Origin of the sequence: Rhodococcus sp. MEB032 (assembly GCF_030208925.1) — a bacterium.
Taxonomy (GTDB): Bacteria; Actinomycetota; Actinomycetes; order Mycobacteriales; family Mycobacteriaceae; genus Rhodococcus_F; species Rhodococcus_F qingshengii.
On the sequence record NZ_JARVSY010000010.1, the window covers coordinates 223,509 to 242,381 of the forward strand.

The following is an 18,873-nucleotide window of genomic DNA, read 5'->3' on the forward strand; positions in this document are numbered from 1 at the left end:
GAATTCGATAGCGGAATACGCGGCAGTCGAACCAGTACCCGGACTGCTCGAATGAAGTCTTTTGTCGACCGACCGTGATCTAAACGGGGTGCGCGGTCTTCCAGTGCTCGGCGATGTCGATGCGCCGCGCGATCCAGACCTTCTCGCGTGACTGCACGTGGTCCAGAAATCGCTCGAGAGCGGCCGCACGGGCAGGGCGGCCGACTATGCGGCAGTGCAACCCGATCGAGAGCATCTTGGGCGATCCGGCCGTCCCCTCCGCATACAGCACGTCGAAGGCATCGCGTAGGTGCGCAAAGAACTGATCACCGCTGGGAAATCCTGCGGGAGAGGCGAAACGCATGTCGTTGGTGTCAAGGGTGTACGGAACGACCAGGTGCTTCACCGATTCTGCGCCACGCGGAACGTCGACCCAGTACGGCAGATCGTCGGCGTACGAATCGGAGTCGTAGACGAAGCCGCCGTGCTCGACCACCAATTCGCGGGTGTTCGGTGAATCGCGCCCGGTGTACCAACCGAGGGGCGCCGAACCCGTCAGATCTCGCAGAATCTGCACTGCCTCGGCCATGTCTGCGCGTTCGCGCTCGATGTCCACGGATTGGTAAGACTTCCAACGTAATCCGTGGCACGCGATCTCGTGGCCCAACTCCTGAAAAGCACTGACTGCTTCGGGGTTCCGCTGCATCGCCCGCGCCACCGCAAAGACTGTGAGAGGCAGGTTTCGCCGCTCGAAGGTTCGCAGTACACGCCACAACCCGGCCCGGGAGCCGTACTCGTACAGCGATTCCATGCTCATGTGTCGATTCGGAAATGCCTCTGCCGGAGTCATTTCCGACAGAAATGTTTCCGAAGCCGCGTCCCCGTCCAGGACGTTGTTCTCGGCTCCCTCTTCGTAGTTGAGCACGAACTGAACCGCTATCCGCGCGTCGCCGGGCCAGTGCGGATGCGGCGGATGAGGGCCGTACCCCACCATGTCCCGGGGATAGTCGTCGCGCGGATAGTCGCTCATGCCAACAACTTTACCGTCAGCGCCCGGAGATCACAGCGCGAGCAGCGTCGGTGAGTACGCCGAAGACTCTCAGCCGCGCCAGGCCACCGTCCGGGAAGATGTCCAGGCGAACATCGGTGACCTGGACTTCGGAATCGATCGGAAAGCGATGGCGCGTATCCGGACGCAGCGTCGTGCGCGGCAACAGTTCGATCCACTCCCCCTCCGACGTCCGCCCGGTCAGAGCGCCCTCACCTGGACTGTTTCCGAGGAAGTACGAGGTGTCGATCTCGACGAAACTCAGCACGCCTTCACCCGCGAGTTGTACTTGCACCCAGTCGTTTCCGTTGTCGCGGCGCCTGGCGGTCTCCCACCCGTCACCCATCGAAGCAGCGCGTCCGGGAAACAGGATGTTCTGCGGTGAGCTGTAAAACATGTTGGAGCAATCGGTCACGCGGCCACCGTTTTCGAGTGCTGCGAGGTCCAACGGCCCGGCATCGAGGAAACGCGGGTCCGGGCGCGCTTCGCCGTGAACACGGAATCTCGCCACGCCGCCGTCCGGGTAAATGGTCAGCTTGACGTGCGTCCACCGCTCCTCCGACGTCACCGAGAACGGATTCTCCGAGTCACCATGCACGGTCGAGCGCTCGACGATGGTTGTCCACTCACCGGATACGGCCAGGTCGGCGGGATCCGGATACCCGTCGACCGAGATTGCTTCCACCGAGATCTCGGGCGGGTAATTGCCCTTGAACCACGCGGTGTCGACCACGACGCCTCGCACCACTCCGGGAACACCGAGTCGGACGATCGCCTCGTCATGGCCTGCCACCCGGCGGCGACGCGTCTCCCAACCGTCGTACACCTGCCCCTTGTGACCGAACGTCGCCGGCTGGTACCCGGCCTTTCCTGGGCGGATCAGGGCCTCACGCTCGGCAAACGCCTCGTCGTTCGCCCAGATGACGGCTCCGCCGAGGGTGCGCAGTGCCAGATCGGGCAGCAAGGTGAATTCGGTGGTGCTCATCGGTCAGTGTTCTCCTGTGATCGGTGTGGTGCGTCCTACGAGGTGACGGAGTGCGTTGGTGTCGGCGCTCGGGGCGAGCCGGAGAACTTCGGATTCCGGATAAGCCCCCGCGTCGAGCCCGCGCAGTACCACCGCTGCGAGCGCCTGGGCGGTTGCAGGTTCGTCCATCACGTCGCCACCTTGGCGCCCCAAGTACGACTGGATGCGCGGGGCAGCGGCGCCGAGCGCGTTGCGATAGAAGCCGAACGTGGCGAGCCAGCGGGTGACCAGATGCCCGGGGTGCATGTCCCACCCCTGGTAGTAACCGCGTTCCAGGGACCGCGTGACGAGGCGATGGTGCCGAGTGATCGCGTCGCGGATCGCCGTGGCGCTCCCGACAGGCGCGACCTGAGTCGACCCGTCGCACACCCAGACACCGGTCTGCGCGGCAGCAGCCAACATGACAGCCTTTGCGTGGTCTGCCACCGGATGTTCGAGCGACTGATGACGCGATGCAATTCCGCAAGCTGCACTGTAATCGTAAGTGCCGTAATGCAAACCGGTCAGACGACCGGCACCGCGATGGATCGCCTGAGCAACTGCCACCGTTCCGTCGGCCGCGATGACCGCCTGCGGGCTCTCGATCTGCAACTCGAACCGAAGCGAACCGAGCTCGAGTCCGTGCGCCTTCTCCAGCTCTTCGCAGAGCAACACCGTCGCCGTGACCTGCTCCACCGCGCGCAGTTTGGGAACGGTGAAGACAAATCCGTCCGGCACTCCGCCGGCCGCGTCGAGCACAAGCTCGAGCGTCCTGATCGAGCGCCGACGCTCACCGGCCGGCAACCCCTTGAACCTGATTCCACTCCAGTTCGGCCCGGCAGGATCAGCGCTGAGCGCGGCAAGCGTCTGTCCGGCCGACGTCGCTGCATCGTCTTCTTCTTCGTCGCTGCGGCGTCCGTACCCGTCCTCGAAATCGATCCGAAAGTCTTGGACCGGCTTGCGGCCGAGTTGAACTCGCACATCAGCGAGCGCATTCTCCGTGTCGAGATCGGCGAACACATGAGCATGGGAATCGAGAAGCGCGATCGCCTGCTCACCCCAGAGTCGAGGGGTGTCGACGGTTGCATCCGCGGCACTGACGTAAATCGTGTGCACGGGTTGGATCTCGTCACGGTTTCCCGGGTACTGCGCCGCGAGCCGCTCGTCCACCGGATCCAGAAGTCCGTCCAGACGATCGTGGACGGCGGCGGAGAGTCGGGATTCTGTCATCGGACGATCTTCTCAGAACGTCCGCGAGCCCGCAGGTTCTCACGCCGCCGATCCAATCCGAGTCAGCGGCCCCCGACGAACGGAACGTTGACGAAGCTCGGCCGGTCTGCAGCCAACTCGATGTGCTGCGGTTTGAGTTGGCTGTCGGCGAGCATCGGGCCGAGCGCCAGGTATCGCGGCACGCTGGCAGCGTAGACGTCGACGCGGAGCCGGTGCCCCGGTTGCAGCACTGCGTCCGTCGGGAGCATGTTGATGTCGACGGTGGTGACCTCACCGGGAACCACCGGCTGACGCGTGTCGATCGTCAGATAGTGGTGCGGTTCACTGTAGTCACCGTTGGCCGAGCGAGTGCTCTTCGAATCGTCGACTGCCCGCAGCGACGCAGTCAGAGCGCCGTTCGTGATCGGTGTCGATGTTCCGTCCGGTGCTACGTCGTTGACCGTCGCTGCCCAGAATCCGTCCGTCGCGTCCAGGACGGTCTCGAGGTGGACGTTGATCGGGCCCGAGAGTGAGGTCGGCTCCGTCACTGCCTCACCGGTGAACGTCAGGCCCTCCGCTTCCTGGAATCGGGAATCCTTGGAACACGTCGCACCGAGCACCACGGAGATCCCGGCAGTTCCCTGAGTTCCGTCACCGGAGCAGAAGCCTCGCAGTCCTGGTGCGACTGTCAATCGCGCTGCGGCACTGGGCGGGTCATTCGTCAGCGAACCGTCGTACGCTGCGTGGGCGGCAGTACCGCTGGGCGCAGAGTTCAGATACATACGTTCGTAGCTCGCACCGGCTCGCGGGAACTGATCGTCCGTGATCCATCCGCCGCCTTGCTGGAACATCGTCACCGGACCGTAACGATCGATTCCGTTGTCGATGCCCTTGAGCCACTTGTCGAACCACGCACGTTCGAGTACGTCGAGGCGCGGCGGCGCACCGTCCTTGCCGAATCCTCCACCGGGAGTGACGTGATAGCCGTTCCCCATGATCAACTGCTTCTGCCCGGGCGGCAGATCGATTCCGTTGTAGATCCGCGGCTCACTGTTGGCGAAGATGTCGTGCCAACCGCCGTAGACCATCGTCGGAACGGCGATGTTGCCGACGTCAGCGGCTCGGTCCTGATAGAACTGCCCGTCTTGCGCGACTTGCAGAGTCGACGGCGACACGTCCTCGATTCTCTGAGCCGTCATCGCTTGCACCAGTTCGGGAATCAGCGTACCGGGATCCTCGAGGCGGCTCGCCAACCACAGGGGATCGAAGTTTCCTTGCAGGATGTCCTGAACGTTCGGGATGAGTTTGAGCCCGTTGACCGCGGTCAACCACAACGGCATGAACCCGACTCCGAGGCCGCCACCGGTTCCGACGATGTCGCGCAGCAGATCGTTGCCAGGTTCGACCGGGAAGATCGCCTTCAGTGCAGATGGATTGTTGCTCGCCGCCTGCACCGAGTTGATCGCGGAGTACGAGATGCCCGCCATCCCTACTTTCCCGTCGGACCATCCCTGCTTGCTCATCCAGTCGATGACCTCGACCGAATCCTGTTGCTCGCGCTTACCGAGCACGTCCCAATTACCTTGGGAGAAGCCGGTTCCACGAGCGTCGACCACTACCTGCGTGTATCCGTTCTGGACCAGATCACGGTTGACGCCGAGAACCCTGGCGCCTCCGCCGGCGATGACGCCCGTCAACTCCGACACGCCGTCGAACGGCGCCGCGAGGTCGAGCGAGTTCGCAACGTCCATCAGCGTCTCACCGACCTGCGGGATCGACAGAGCTGAATCCACCAGTGTGTCCAGCAGTTTCGTGTACGGCGTGATGTTGAGGACCGATGGCGTCTTCGATTCCACGGCCCGCCCGGATGCATCCGCCGGTCGGTACACATTCGCTTGCAGAACTGTGCCGTCACTCATCGTGATGGGCACGTCCCACTCGATCGAGACCCCCGGATACTGCGGCGTCGCCTCCGTTGCCGCGAGCCAGGCCTGCCCGTCCGACCCTCCCGTCGGATCCGCAGAAGCGACGGCGCTCGGCACCGCCAATCCCACGACGCACAGCCCCACCGCAATCGTTGTCGACCTTCGACGTAGAAGTCGTGTCCTCACGAAAACTCCAATTTTCTGTTGTGATGACCCAGCCCTGCCCCCACGACAGTGACCGGTGTCACGAACTTACCGGATAGTAACTTCCGTCCCATATGTCGTCAATAGGTCTGAATGCCGACCGGACGGCTAGCTTTGAAGATGTGTCACGATCACCGCTTCCCGTCCGCGACGGCCTGAACCCCAGTCGCATCCGTCAGCCAGACGACGGCATGTGGACGACGACGCTCGACTACCTGCTCGAACGGTTCCCCCAGGACGCCGTCCGATTGCGGGAGAAGGTCGCAGCCGGGGAGGTCGTCGACGAGAAGGGTGTCGGAATCACCGAGACGAGCGCTTTTGCTCCCCGGCGGTTCGTCTACCTGTACCGCGACCCTCCCGTCGAAACGCGGGTGCCGTTCGAGATCGACATCCTCTACCGGGACGAGAACATCTTGGTCGTGGACAAACCGCATTTCCTGGCGAGCACCCCGCGCGGGCGATACATCGCCGAATCGGCGTTGGTCCGCTTGCGTCGGGACCTCGAACTACCGGAGCTGAGTCCAGCTCATCGCCTCGACCGCGTCACGGCGGGACTGCTGCTGTTCACCGTGCATCAGGCGGCCCGGCGCGACTACCAGACCATGTTCGCCGAGCGCCGCGTCGCCAAGGAGTACGAGGCCATCGCGCGTCACGACGCTCAGGTGAGCACCCCCGTGGTCGTGCGTAGTCGCATCGTGAAAGAACGCGGCGTGCTCAAGGCCGCGGAGATCGAGGGCGAACCCAACAGCGAGTCGCGGATCGAACTGATCGAAACGCGAGACGGCTTCGCGCGGTACCGGTTGACTCCCCATACCGGCAAGACCCATCAACTTCGGCTGCACATGACCTCGCTCGGGCTCCCGATCCACGGCGACAACTTCTATCCCGACTTCTACGACGTTGCCGCAGAAGATTATTCGAACCCGCTGCGCCTGCTGTCGAAGGTTCTCGAGTTCGAGGATCCGAAGACCGGCCGGCTGCAACGGTTCGAAAGTCGGCGGACCCTGTCCTGGCCGGACGAATCAGGCCGTGGCGACTCGCCGTAGGGACCCCGGACCCTTCCACTGCGCCTCCGATACCGGGAGGATGGAAGCGCAGACCGCACCGCAAGAGGAGACCAGATGAGCAAGACCGCCGTCGTACCCGAAGCCGTACGGGAGATCGAGCGCAAGTACGAGGCGCCGGCCGAGCAGGAAGTTCCCGCCTTGGGCGGACTTCCCGGTGTTGTCGGCGAACCGGTCCACGACTCGATACAGCTCTCTGCCACCTACTTCGACACCGCGGACTACCGGTTGCTGGCCGAGAAGATCACGCTGCGCAAGCGTGAGGGTGGCGACGACGCGGGGTGGCACATGAAACTTCCCGCAGGCCAGGACACTCGAACCGAAATCCAACTTCCCCCGGACGAGAGCACCGATGTGCCCTCGCCGCTGTCGAGTCTGATCCGGGCGATCATTCGCGGTCACGATCTGGTGCCGGTCGCCCTGATCATCACCGATCGGGAGCGCACCAGGCTCAACGGCGAAAACGGTGTGCTGCTTGCCGAAGTGGTCTCCGACACCGTCATCGCCTGCAAGGCAGACGGTTCCGGAGAGTCCACGTGGCAGGAAGTCGAGGTCGAACAAGGCGCAGGCGGGCAAGAGCTGGCCGATGCAATCGAGTCGGTTCTACTGGACGCCGGGCTGGAGCGCTCTGCGAGTCCGTCCAAACTCAAACGAGCACTGGGCACGTCGGTCACACCGTACGCCGGTCACGAGGTCACCTCGGGCAAGGCGTCGAATCCGCGGATCTTGTTGCGTAATTACCTCATCGAACAATTGCGCGCACTGGTCGCCGCGGATCTCGGCACGCGTCGGGCCGACGACGAAGCCGTTCACGACTTCCGGGTTGCGGCACGTCGCATCCGCAGCGCTCTGCAGTCGTACGCCGGCCACTCCCCCAAGACCGACGATCTCATCACGGATCTGCGGTGGATCGGTGGAAAGTTCGGTGACGCCCGCGACGTCGAGGTCCAGTGGGAGCGTCTTGTGGAACGCCTCGGCGAAATCGACGAGATGCCCGAGCGAGAAGCTGTGCGAGCTCGAATCGACGAGTTCTTCTCTGCACGTGGTGAAACCGCCCAGGAAACAGCCCTCGAGGCGCTCGATTCCGAGCGATACACCACGCTGCTCGATCGCCTCGACGAGTACGTCGGCGACCTCGAATTCGACACCGCCACCCACCGCGTCGGAAAGAAGGCATCGGCACGAGAGTTGGCCCATACCCTGCGGCACCTGGCACACAAGGTCGGTAAGCGGGTCGATCACGTCTTCGATGCCGATACCCGCACCGAGCGTGACGAGCGAATGCACCGCGCCCGCAAGGGAGCCAAGCGGATGAAGTACGCGATCGAGGTCATGGAACCCGTGTCGAAGAGCCGAGCGAAGCGCGCACTGAAGCATTTCAGCCACTTCCAGGATGTTCTCGGCGAGCACCAGGATTCCGTTGTCGCCCAACATCATCTACTTGCAATGGCAGCCGAGCAGGAGCATACCTCGCTCACCAGTTTCGGATTGGGCATGGCCTACCGACGAGAACTGGAAATAGCCGACGGGCAATCGACCCTGCTACGCAAGACGTGGAAGGAAGCCGTGAAATCAGCATCGTCACTCTGGTGACTTCGCTGTAAACAGTCGACCGATCTCGATCATTTCAGAGGGAGTAGACATGAACACACTTGCAGGACACCAGGATGTCGTCGCCGGTATCGACGGATCCGAGGCCTCGACGGCGGCGGCCCGGTGGGCGGCCTCCGTCGCGAACGCGGTGAACTCACGGCTGATTCTGGCGCACGCCCTGCCGCAAGAGGGCCCGATCTACAGTCCCGCTGCAGTGATGTTGCAGTCACAGTTCCTCAGCCAGATCCGCGAAGACGGCGAAGCGATCGTCGATGCCGCCGCCGCGGTGATTTCGGCCGAATTCCCCGAACTGACCATCGAATCCGAGATCGCGCCAGGGCCGGCGTCGACGCATATCCTCGAATCCTCGGGTACCGCCCGCCTGATCGTGATGGGGTCGACCGGATCGGGCGCACTGCGCTCACGGCTGCTCGGATCGACCGCACTGAAGGTGGCCAATCATGCAACCTGTCCGGTCACCGTGTGGCGTGGTTCGGCGGAGAATCCCGGTCCGGATCAGCGTCCCGTCATCGTCGGAGTCGACGGAAGCGCGTTGAGCAAGAAGGCCGTCGAGTACGCGTTTCGTTATGCCGATCAGTTCGACGCGCCGCTCATCGCGGTCCACACCTGGCAGGGCTCGTCCACCTTCCGCGAAGGCGGAGCGGGAATCCTGATCGACTGGGAGGCTGTCGAGCAGGAGGAATCGGCGCTACTGGCGGAAAATCTAGCCGGTATGGCCGACCAGTACCCGGACGTGCCGGTCACCCGCATCAGTGAACCCGGTGCCGCTGCTCCCGTCATGCTCAAATACGCCGACGACGCACAGTTGATAGTTGTCGGAAGTCACGGCCGCAGTGCGATGGCGGGCGCCGTGATGGGCTCCACCAGCCAGAATCTGCTGCACCATGCGCCAGGGCCGGTCATGATCTGTCGCGCCTGAATTGCTGTGCGCCTTTATTAACCCCCCGCGGTTAATAAAGGCGCACAGCAGGGGTCAGGCGAGACCCGTGCCCACCAACTGACCTACTCCGTACGTCACGGCCATCGCCAGCGCGCCACCGATCACCACGCGTAGCACCGCTCTGGTCTTGCGAGCTCCGCCGAGCGTCGCGCTGATCGTCCCGGTCAGCGCAAGTGCGATCAGCACCGCGAAAAATGCGATAGGGACGCGGATGCCTGTCGGCGGCACCAGAATTGCGACCAACGGGATCGCCGCGCCGATCGTGAACGAGATTGCCGACGAAATCGCTGCATGCCACGGATTGGTGAGATCGTCTGGATCGATACCCAATTCGACTTCTACGTGCGCCGCGAAGGCGTCGTGCTCGGTTAATTCTTCGGCGACGCGGCGGGCCGTCTCCGGACTCAATCCCTTGTTCTCGTAGATCTCGGTCAGTTCCTGAAGTTCAGCCTCCGGGGTCTCGAGGAGTTCCTTCTTCTCCTTCTGCAGGAGTGCGCGTTCGGTATCCCGCTGAGCGCTGACCGAGACGTACTCGCCCAACGCCATGGACACAGCGCCGGCAACCAGTCCAGCAAAACCGGCTGTGAAGATTGCTGAGCGCTCGGTTGTGGCTGCCGCAACACCGACCACGAGGCCTGCGGTCGAGACGATTCCGTCGTTTGCACCCAGAACACCTGCACGCAGCCAGTTCAGGCGATTGTTCAAACTCGGTGCGTGAGGTTCCGATTCCCCACCGGGCGCCCCGTCGGTCAACTGCACACTGTCTCCGGACATGGCAACAGATTAGGACGATCAGTCCGGTTGCGATAGCAATCTGAGCCTGTCCTTCGCGCACTGATATATTCCGATTGGCACCCCAACCAAGCATTTGTTAGGTTTGGAATCGGCAGACATCTGGAGGCATTGTGAGCGCAGTACGCACCGCTTTTGTCAGCGGCGGAACCGGTGGAATCGGGTCGGCGATCGCCCTGACCCTTGCCGAACGCGGACACGACGTCGCCTTCACCTACCGAAACAACAAGGGCGCTGCCGAGCAACTGAGCGAGCAGATTCGAGCGCATGGCGTGCGCGCCCACTCGTACTCTCTCGACTTGACCGACGAGTTGTCGATCAGCGCCGCCGTCAACGATGCGGTCGATGATCTGGGCACATTGACGACGCTGGTCCACGCTGCGGGACCGCACGTCCCGATGACGCACCTCTCACGTGTGACGCCGGCGTTCTTCACCGAACAACTGAACCAGGAGGCCGCGGCGTTCTTCACCCTCGTCCACACCGCCCTGCCTGCGCTGCGTGCATCCTCGGGTTCGGTGGTGGCGGTGACAACCGCGGCAACGGATCGCTTTCCCGTGCGCGACGGACTCTCCGCTGGCACCAAAGGGGCTGTCGAACAACTTGTTCGCGGATTCGCCGCAGAGGAGGGACGCTACGGCGTCCGGTTCAACGCTGTAGGACCAGGCATGTTGACGGACGGAATGGCGGAGCGCCTGATCAGCTCCGCCGAACTCGACCAGGACGCGCTCGACGTGACGATGAGCCGAATCCCGTTGAAGCGCTTCGGATCAGCTGCCGACATCGCCGAAGCAGTATGTTTCCTCGCAAGCGACGCGGCCGGATTCATCAGCGGTCAGAAGCTCAACGTCGACGGTGGCTACACCGTCTGAGCGCTATCCGCCCAACTTGCGAAAGACCAGTCGCACGGCAAGTTCCAGGTGCGCCATCACCTCGTCCGTCGTCATCCGGCCCGCAACCCACGAGACGAGACTCGACATCCAGACGTCGTCGATCACCTTCACCGCGTCCAACTGCTGCTGCGAGACTTCCTCGACACCGATCGCCTTCGCGAACATCTCGGTCACGACCCCACCGAGCGCGTTGAGTTCCGGAGTCGCCGACGCGTCCGCGAACATGTACGCCCGAACCAACGCTTCGTAACGGAGGTGATCGGTCTCGAGGACCTCCGTATTCTTGCGCAGCACAAACAGAATCCGGTCCGACGGAGTCTCGCCCGGGATTACAAAGTCTTGGAATCTGTCACGCAAACCCTCGAACATCCACAACAATGCGACGACAAGCATGTGGTTCTTGGACGGGAAATACCGGTAAACAGTGCCGATCGCGACGCCGGCGCGATCGGCCACCGATCGCATCTGCACCGCGTCGTAGCCGCCTTCGGAGGCGGATTCCATTGCGGCGTCGACAATCCGGCGAAAACGCGCTCGCTGCGACGGCGTCGTACGACGTCCGGTCACCGAGCTACGTTCGACCACCGACTGGTCTGCCTTGTCGCCACCTGCCATGTCCACAACCCTTTTTAGACGTCGTTTTGCCGACTCCCAATGTAGCCGCCCAACGCAATTGTCGGGTGCATGACTGCCCGCTTCCGAACTGCCCGCCAGTGGAACTGGCCCAGATCAGGAAGCGCGCCGCGGCCGATCGGATCGGCCGCGTCTACGTGGATCTTCCGACCAGTCGCGAGAGGGTGCGCGTCGGCCCGGAGCTGGAGCCCGGCGTCTGTCGGGTTGTGGTGCCCGTCGTTCCGGTCGGCGTTGCCCAGTTGGAGCAGGCTGGGCGCGGCGAGCGGGCGGCCTCCGTCGATCGGTCTGTGGCTTCTTGGCAATGCCGAACCGAGGCTTGCCGAAGACCAGAGGAATCCAGCCGCGACCGCTGCTCTCGGCCGAGGCGACAGCCTCGGGCTCACGGAAGGCTGCGTGCGCGATGAGCCCGAACATCAGCAGGGTGGTGATCATCGACGTTCCGCCCGCCGAGATGAGCGGTAGTTGCAGACCGGTCACCGGAATCAGGCCGACGACGTAGGCGATGTTGATGAACGCCTGCACGACGATCAACGTCGTTGCCGTCGCTGTCATGACTTTGAGGAACGGATCAGTGGACCGTTTCGCGATCCGCAGCCCGACGATCAGAACCGCGGCAAAGAGAGCGACGACGATCAGCGCGCCGACCAGACCCAACTCTTCACCGATCACGGCAAAAATGAAGTCGTTGTGCGCCTGCGGGAGATAGCTCCATTTGGCGTCGGACTGTCCTAGACCGCGCCCGAAGATGCCTCCGTTCGCCAGTGCGTACTTGGCCTGAGTGCTCTGGAAGTTCAAACCCTGCGGGTCGAGATCAGGATTGAGGAAAGCCTTGATGCGATCCGAGCGGTAACCAGCAGTAAGCCCGAGCACGAGAAATGCGACTGCGGAACCGAGTGTGAGGCTGATGAATGTCTTCATCCGGAACAGCCCGAACCACAGCACCGACATGAAGATGATGCCGATGGTGATGGTGGTTCCGAGGTCCTTCTCCAACACCACCAGAACCAGAACCAGCAACGTCGTACCGCCGATCACCGGCAGCGCGCGGTTGACGTCCATCCGCGCCTTCATGAACGACGCAACCGTCGCTGCGGACCAGATCGCCAGAGCAAGTTTGGCCAGCTCCGACGGCTGGAAGGAAATGCCCGCGATCACAAACCAGCTGCGAGCACCCATTTGTTCCGAGCCGATACCTGGAATCAGCACCAGGACAAGCAGAACAAGACACAGGATCAGCAGCCACGGGGACGCTCTACGCATCGTTTCGGTCGGCAACCGCACGACTGCCACGAACATCACCAAGCCGATCGCCGCGAACATGCACTGGGGCCAGAATCTGGCATAGGACGTCCCGGACAACACATAGGATTCGACGCCCGAAGACGACAGCACCATCAGCAGTCCGAACGCGACGATCAGCACGACCAGACCGACGATCATATGGAAATCGAACAGAGGCCGATTGGTCCACATCGCCGTTCGAGCGCGGAAGGGTGTCGATGTGCGGTCACGTTTGTCCGACGATCCACGGGGTGAGTTAACTGGCTCTCCACTCCCGCGACCGTTGGGCTTTTCTTCACTGCGACCGGTCACCACACAAGTATCGTCCCACGACTCCTAACCCATGGGTAACACAAGTCCCATGAGTCACACGGGCTCGGCCTCCCGAGGTCCATGTAGACCCACGAAATACCAGGTCACGTCCTTCGCCGGCGTCGGTCTGCCACCGCCCCCGCCAACGAGAGCGTCAACATGACCACGCAGACGGCAAGCGCGATCCCGAACGCACGTCCATATCCGTCGGGCGAGCATCCGAGTACACCGAGATACAACCCCGATACCGCGGCCAGCGAGATGGTCGCTGACAGGCGCTGAGACAGTTGAAGGAAACCCGCCGCAACACCGTTCGCGCCCGGCGGTGCATATTCGAGAGTCAGCACCCGATTGGGCGCGTCGACCAAACCGCTGGCAACTCCCGACAACACCGCCAGGACCACCAGCACCGGGATCAGATGTTCCCGCGGAATCAGATTGACCGCTGCGATGTACCCGAGGATGACAAGGATCTCGCCGACTATGGCAAAAACCACTGCACTTCGGCCGAACCTGGCAACCAGCCGCCATCCGAAAGCCGACGTCAATGCCATCGCGAGTGAGCTACCGGTCATGATCAACGCCGCACTCAGCGGGGCGAAGCCCAAACCTTCGATCAGATAGAGGCTGAGCACCGCGTTGACGGCGAGGATGGATCCGAACCAGAAGAGTGCAACCGTCGTACCCAGTCGGAAGCCCCGTGAGGCGATCAACGACGGAAGCAGTACCGGCGTCCCGCCGCGCTCGGCGTACCGACGTTCCCAGAACCAGAAGGCAACGGCAACGCCGAACGCACCGATCAGGAAAGCCGCGGCGACAGTAACACTGGTCCGGGTCACGATGGGCCACAACAGGAGCCCGGTCGTAGTCGCCAGCAGACACAGCCCAACCGGATCGATCGACGCGCCCGATCGGGTGGTTCGATCACGGCGCAGAAAGCGAAACGCCAGAATCAGTGTGATCAGAGCAAACGGCACGTTGAGAACGAGAAGCAACCGCCATCCGAAGTCGGCGTCGGAATACTTCAGCAGAACGCCACCGAGGATCGGTCCGGAAACGCCGGCCAGACCACCCGCGGTGCTGTACGCGCCCAACGCCTTCGCCCGAGCCTTTCCGGACACCCGGTCGGTGATGATGCCGAGCACCTGCGAACTGATGGTGCCTGCGCCGATCCCTTGCCCCAGCCGGGCCAACACGATCATCGACGGATCCGACGCACACGCTCCGAGGATTCCCATCACCGCGAAAATGCTCAGGCCCGCCAAGAACAAGCGTCGACGCCCGACGACGTCACCGAGTCGGCCCGCCGGCACCAGGGCCAAGCCGAAAGTCAGCGAATAGCTCGCAAGGATCCACTGCACCTCCGAGGTCGACGCGCCCAGCGACGCCCGGATCGACGGAACCCCGATTCCGAGCACCGCCGAATCGAGAAGGGTGGTGAAACCCGCAGCTACGCAGACGACGATTTCCCAGCGGACGGCCGAACCGAACTTGGTGGATTCGGCCGTCGCTGTGACTGTGTGGGACAGGACCCGTTACCCCGCAGCTTCAGACGTGGCCCGACGCGTGAGCGGCGGTCGCAACCCCAAGTGCTCTCGCAGCGTCGACGTGGAGTACTCGGTGCGGTACGCCCCACGCTCCTGCAGTTCCGGGATCAACCAGTCGACGATCTCGTCGAGCCCGGTCGGCACCAGGTACGGCGAGATGTTGAAGCCGTCCGAAGCTCCGTTGCGCACCCAATGGACCAACTGATCTGCGACCTGCCCCGGAGTGCCCGCAAAACCCGAACGCTGCGAGGTCTCGATGGCGACCTGACGTAGGGACAGATTCTTTGCCTCGGCAAGAGCACGCCATTCACGTGCGATCGCAATGGGGTCGTTGCCGTCCCGCGCGGAACCGCGCGTCTCCGAAACCGGGCGGGCAACCGGATCTTCCTCGGGGAGTGGACCGTCGGGGTCTCGATCGGAAAGGTCCTTACCCCACACCAGTCCGACGAGAGAGAGGGCAGTCTGACCGGTGAACTGGCCTTCGAGGACCCACCGTGCCTTCTCCTCGACTTCGGACTCGTTCTCCGCCAACACGATCTGCGTGCTGGGCAAGATCTTGACGTCGTCCTCCGGTCGCCCGGCTTTACGCAACCGAGCCCGAATGTCGTCGGCGAAGTCGAGCGCGCCGTCGAAATGAGTCCCGTGTCGCGAGAAGATGACGTCGGCATGGGTCGCCGCGAAATCGCGTCCACTCGGGGAATCACCCGCTTGGAAGATGACCGGATGCCCCTGGCGGCTTCGGGGAAGCGTCGGCGTCACGGAGATGTCGAACTGTGAAGTCTGCCTGCGCACGTCGCCGACGGCACCCGGAGTAGACCAGTTCTCGGACGTGCGAGAATCCGAGATCGCGTCGTCGGCCCACGAATCCCACAGTGCCCGCGCGGTTTCGATGAACTGCCCGGCACGCTCGTAGCGCAGGGAGTGGTCGAGGAAACCACCGCGACGGAAGTTCTCTCCCGTCCACGCGTTGTCGGTGGTCACCGCATTCCAGCCGGCCCGTCCGTCGGAAAGTAGGTCGAGGCCGGAGAGTCGACGCGCAAGGTCGGCCGGTTCGTTGTACGTGGTGTTCTGTGTCGCGACCAACCCGATCTTGTCGGTGATACCGGCGAGGGCGGCCAACTGCGCAATGGCGTCGGGTCGGCCGGCGATATCCAGATCGAGAATCTTGCCGTTCTGTTCCCGAAGCCGCAGGCCTTCACCGAGGAAGAAGGCGTCGAACAGACCTCGCTCGGCGGTGAGTACCAACCGCCGAAACGTCTCGAAGTCGATCTGGGATCCGCTCGCGGAATCGGACCAGATGGTGGTGTGGTTGACCCCCTGGAAGAAGACGCCGAAGTGAACGTGAGCGTCGGGTCCAGGTACGGCGGAGCGTGATGCAGTCATGGCCGAAATATCCTTAGCGCGAAGTCAAGTCAGGAGGAGTGGGCGAATCGATTTGCGGGCCGCTGCAGACCGAGGTTGCCCCTCAGGGTCGATCCCGGAACCGGGCGTCGCGTCAACCCGGCCTTGGACAGCGCCGGAAGCACGAATTTGGCCAGCACCGGAAGGTCCTCGTCGATCACGAGAGCATGGAAATGAACACCGTCGAGGTGTCCGGCCAATTCCTTCAGAACCACGGCCGCTTCCCCCGGATCTGCAGCCAGGAGCAGTCGGCCGGTGACGACGGCATTCCCGTACGAGTTCAGCTCGGTCTTCCGCTGCGCCGCAGACAGATTCGGCGCATCGAATGCCACATCGACCTCGGCGACCACCAATGACGCGCCCTCATCGCGCGCCTTGGCAGCCGACTGTGCAATGGTCTCCACCGAATCACCGGAAACGAGAACAACATCCGGCTGGCGTGGATCGATTTCGCCGTAGCGGCCGAACACCACCAACTGGCCTTGAGGCGGCCGCGGAACGATTGCGGGCCCCTTCACCGAGAACGTGTCGCCCTCGAAATTGACGTAATGCAGACGATCACGCTCGAGGAAACGCCCACTGAGATAGTCACGAACGACGGCGTCGTCCTCCCACGAGTCCCAGAGATCGGTCACAACGGTGACCGAATCCCGCTGCTCTTGCTGACGCGCCGACTCCGTTGTTACCGAAGCCCTCCCCCACGCCCTCGCCGCGGCATCGTCTTCGACCGGAACAGCAAGCCAGCCGCCACGCCCACGCGAGGAGTAGTCCAACGTCGCCAATTGCGAGGACGTATGAAACGGTTCGGCGTACGTGGTCCCGACGACGGGGACCAGCCCGATCGCGCTGGTTGTCGCCGCCACGTACGACGCCCTCGAGACGGCATCGATGCGGCCGACGACGTCACCACTCGGGGGGAGGATGGAATCGTCGAACGTCGCGAACGTGAAGCCGGCATTCTCGGCAGCCGCGACGCGATCGCGCACGGCTTTGCCCGTGAGCAGCTGGTCCGGGCGGTGTGAGCTTCGGCGCCAGGCAGCGGGGTGAGTGCCCTCGCCGTCCAGTTCGATACCCACGGCAAATACAGTCATGTGTCCTCCATCGGTCCTGGCGGTAGCACCCACACTGCGGTTAGGTAGCGGGTTGCTGCGGCATCATCGAGCCAGGTCTCTCAGCCACTCTGGATGGTGGATGCAATCTATGCGGGCCACGCTGGGCAAGTCAAATCACGCTTGTCGAATCACATTGACCTACAACATATTTCAATACAATCATCCTGATCGAAAGGGTTGCGCAACGCTAGCCGACGTAGACACGAAAGAGCCCCGCCCGACTCGCGTCGGACGGGGCTCTCGGTGTGCGCTGGAACGCTACTTCGCGCCCATCCATGCCTGATCGAACAGCATGATTCCCGTGGCAGTGGGAACGACACCGTGAACATTCTTCTGCCAAGCCCAGAACGACGTCAGCCCGCCGATCGGCGCCGATGGAACCGTCTCGTTCCACAGCGTCTGAATTTTGCCGATGATCGCCAGGGTCGACGAATTGTCCTTGGCCTGTTGTAGATCTGCGATCAGCTGATCCATCGCCGGGTTCGCATATCCAGCAGTATTCGCCATCGAGGTGCTGTTGGTCGTGGAGAACAATCCGAGATCGAGAATCGACTCGTACATTCCGATGCCCGCGTGCGCGAGGTCGAAATCGTGCTTGACGTAGACGTTCTGCACGATGTCGCCGGCGTTGTTGGCCAAGATCAAGTTCACCTCGAACCCGACGGCCTGCAACAGTGACTGCACGGCGAGGCCGATCGCGTGGTCCTTCGGCTCACTGAGAACGACGTAGTCGAGGCTGCCGTCGTACCCGTCTGCCTTTGCCTGATTCAGAAGTTCCTTCGACTTTTCGGGGTCGTAGGCAATACCCGGTGTGTCTACATGCCATTGAGACGTCGGACCGAACAACTCCGAGCCCGGCAGTCCCTCACCGTTTTCCACTCGCTGATCGATCAACGTGGTGTCGAGCGCGTAGCCGATAGCCTGACGGACGCGAACATCCGAGCCCGGTCGGCCCTCACGGTTGTTGACAATCTCGGCACTACCGGCATTGAGCACGTCGATGTAGCCGGGGTAGCCAGCGGACTTGGCGGAATTGATCGCCGACGTGAGGCCGCGAATGTAGGCGACATCGAGCTGACCGCTGTTCAATGATTCGAGATTGGCCTGCGGACCGTTGAGCGCAACCATCCGCAACTTGTCCAGCTTGGGGGCGCCGCCGTAGTAGGACGGGTTGGCCTTGAAGATTCGCTCGACGCTCGGTGTGAAGACATCTTCGGTGAAGGGTCCGGCTCCGACGGCGGTGAACTTGTCGCCCTGCTGCGAACTCGGGGCGACGATCATCCCGTGCCCGAGAGCGAGCATCGACGGAAAACGCATCCACGGCGTCTTCAGCTTGAATTCCACTGTCGTCGGACCGCTTGCCTGCGCCGATTCCACCGAAGCCAGCCACAGTTCGGCGCCATTGCCCTTGCCCGCGTTGTACCGATCGATGCTCGCGATCACGGCGTTGGCGTCGAGGGTGGTGCCGTCACTGAACTTCACACCGTCGCGAAGTTTCAGCGTCCAGGTGGCTCCGTCGTCGGCTGTCTCGAGCGATTCAGCCAACTTGGGCTCGAACTCGCCGCTCGCAGTGTCGTAACTCATCAGGACGTCGTACACAGCAGCGAAGGCCTCACCGCCGGAACCGCCGCGCGCGGCCGTCTTCGTCGGGTCGAGTGAGGGAACGAGCACCTGTACGCCGTACGTCATGGTCCCGCCGGCCACCGCAGTTCCCCGATCGGGCTGCTCGTTGACCATGCCGGTCACGACGTCCGCCGACGCGGTCGTCGTATCGGTCCCGCTGTCGTCACCGTTGCTCGCGCAGCCCACCAACAGAACCCCGGTGCCGAACAATGCGACGGCGACCCGGCTGACTTTCCCGATGCGCCAAGATCTCGAGTGCGACACGGAGATTCCACCTCACTTTCAGTAGACGC

General features: G+C 62.9%; 15 protein-coding genes and 1 riboswitch. Of the genes, 4 read left to right on the forward strand and 11 right to left on the reverse strand.

Going from position 1 to position 18,873, the window contains the following annotated elements:
* Positions 1-79: 79 nt before the first annotated feature.
* The 4 genes from puuE to QRN54_RS11255 form a co-directional block, all read right to left on the reverse strand.
* Positions 80-1,009, reverse strand: a complete 930-nt coding sequence (gene puuE / locus QRN54_RS11240) for an allantoinase PuuE (protein WP_064073410.1) — start codon at positions 1,007-1,009, stop codon at positions 80-82.
* A gap of 16 nt (positions 1,010-1,025) precedes the next feature.
* Positions 1,026-2,012, reverse strand: a complete 987-nt coding sequence (gene alc, locus QRN54_RS11245) for an allantoicase (protein ID WP_064073411.1) — start codon at positions 2,010-2,012, stop codon at positions 1,026-1,028.
* Positions 2,013-2,015: 3 nt separating this feature from the next.
* On the reverse strand, positions 2,016-3,260 hold the full coding sequence (locus QRN54_RS11250; RefSeq protein ID WP_007733914.1) for a DUF6986 family protein: 1,245 nt from the start codon (positions 3,258-3,260) through the stop codon (positions 2,016-2,018).
* 62 nt (positions 3,261-3,322) lie between these two features.
* Positions 3,323-5,350, reverse strand: a complete 2,028-nt coding sequence (locus tag QRN54_RS11255; protein ID WP_064073412.1) for a CocE/NonD family hydrolase — start codon at positions 5,348-5,350, stop codon at positions 3,323-3,325.
* 140 nt (positions 5,351-5,490) lie between these two features.
* Between QRN54_RS11255 and QRN54_RS11260 the strand changes: the two genes are divergently transcribed.
* The 3 genes from QRN54_RS11260 to QRN54_RS11270 all read left to right on the forward strand — a co-directional run bounded on the left by QRN54_RS11260 (position 5,491) and on the right by QRN54_RS11270 (position 8,965).
* Positions 5,491-6,414 (forward strand): pseudouridine synthase, encoded by a 924-nt coding sequence (locus QRN54_RS11260; RefSeq protein ID WP_081377549.1) that lies wholly within the window; start codon positions 5,491-5,493, stop codon positions 6,412-6,414.
* A 75-nt stretch (positions 6,415-6,489) separates the two neighbouring features.
* Positions 6,490-8,025 carry a CYTH and CHAD domain-containing protein gene (locus tag QRN54_RS11265; RefSeq protein ID WP_064073414.1) on the forward strand — a complete coding sequence of 512 codons (1,536 nt, stop codon included), beginning with the start codon at positions 6,490-6,492 and terminating at the stop codon, positions 8,023-8,025.
* 49 nt (positions 8,026-8,074) lie between these two features.
* On the forward strand, positions 8,075-8,965 hold the full coding sequence (locus tag QRN54_RS11270) for a universal stress protein (RefSeq protein WP_063315860.1): 891 nt from the start codon (positions 8,075-8,077) through the stop codon (positions 8,963-8,965).
* A gap of 54 nt (positions 8,966-9,019) precedes the next feature.
* Here the strand turns inward: QRN54_RS11270 and QRN54_RS11275 are convergent, their stop codons facing one another.
* Positions 9,020-9,760: a VIT1/CCC1 transporter family protein gene (locus QRN54_RS11275; RefSeq protein WP_007733901.1), complete on the reverse strand. Its 741-nt coding sequence runs from the start codon at positions 9,758-9,760 to the stop codon at positions 9,020-9,022.
* 131 nt (positions 9,761-9,891) lie between these two features.
* On the opposite strand from QRN54_RS11275, the gene QRN54_RS11280 reads away from it, so the two are divergent.
* A complete protein-coding gene (locus QRN54_RS11280) occupies positions 9,892-10,650 on the forward strand; it encodes an SDR family NAD(P)-dependent oxidoreductase (RefSeq protein ID WP_042922254.1) in 759 nt (252 codons plus the stop codon).
* A 3-nt stretch (positions 10,651-10,653) separates the two neighbouring features.
* Here the strand turns inward: QRN54_RS11280 and QRN54_RS11285 are convergent, their stop codons facing one another.
* The 6 genes from QRN54_RS11285 to QRN54_RS11310 all read right to left on the reverse strand — a co-directional run bounded on the left by QRN54_RS11285 (position 10,654) and on the right by QRN54_RS11310 (position 18,844).
* Entirely contained in the window at positions 10,654-11,286 is a 633-nt protein-coding gene (locus tag QRN54_RS11285; protein ID WP_007733896.1) for a TetR family transcriptional regulator, read from the reverse strand.
* A 114-nt stretch (positions 11,287-11,400) separates the two neighbouring features.
* The gene (gene ftsW / locus QRN54_RS11290) at positions 11,401-12,744 is read right to left on the reverse strand and encodes a putative lipid II flippase FtsW (protein WP_223304427.1); all 1,344 of its coding nucleotides are present in this window, start codon (positions 12,742-12,744) and stop codon (positions 11,401-11,403) included.
* Positions 12,745-13,001: 257 nt separating this feature from the next.
* Positions 13,002-14,363, reverse strand: coding sequence for an MFS transporter (locus QRN54_RS11295; RefSeq protein ID WP_128637942.1), 1,362 nt, complete (start codon positions 14,361-14,363; stop codon positions 13,002-13,004).
* 69 nt (positions 14,364-14,432) lie between these two features.
* Positions 14,433-15,827, reverse strand: coding sequence for an NtaA/DmoA family FMN-dependent monooxygenase (locus QRN54_RS11300; RefSeq protein ID WP_285182038.1), 1,395 nt, complete (start codon positions 15,825-15,827; stop codon positions 14,433-14,435).
* A 29-nt stretch (positions 15,828-15,856) separates the two neighbouring features.
* Positions 15,857-16,936, reverse strand: coding sequence for an LLM class flavin-dependent oxidoreductase (locus QRN54_RS11305; protein ID WP_285182039.1), 1,080 nt, complete (start codon positions 16,934-16,936; stop codon positions 15,857-15,859).
* A 4-nt stretch (positions 16,937-16,940) separates the two neighbouring features.
* Positions 16,941-17,036: riboswitch (SAM riboswitch) on the reverse strand.
* Between the two features lie 179 nt (positions 17,037-17,215).
* Positions 17,216-18,844 (reverse strand): ABC transporter substrate-binding protein, encoded by a 1,629-nt coding sequence (locus QRN54_RS11310; RefSeq protein ID WP_285182040.1) that lies wholly within the window; start codon positions 18,842-18,844, stop codon positions 17,216-17,218.
* Positions 18,845-18,873 lie beyond the last annotated feature (29 nt).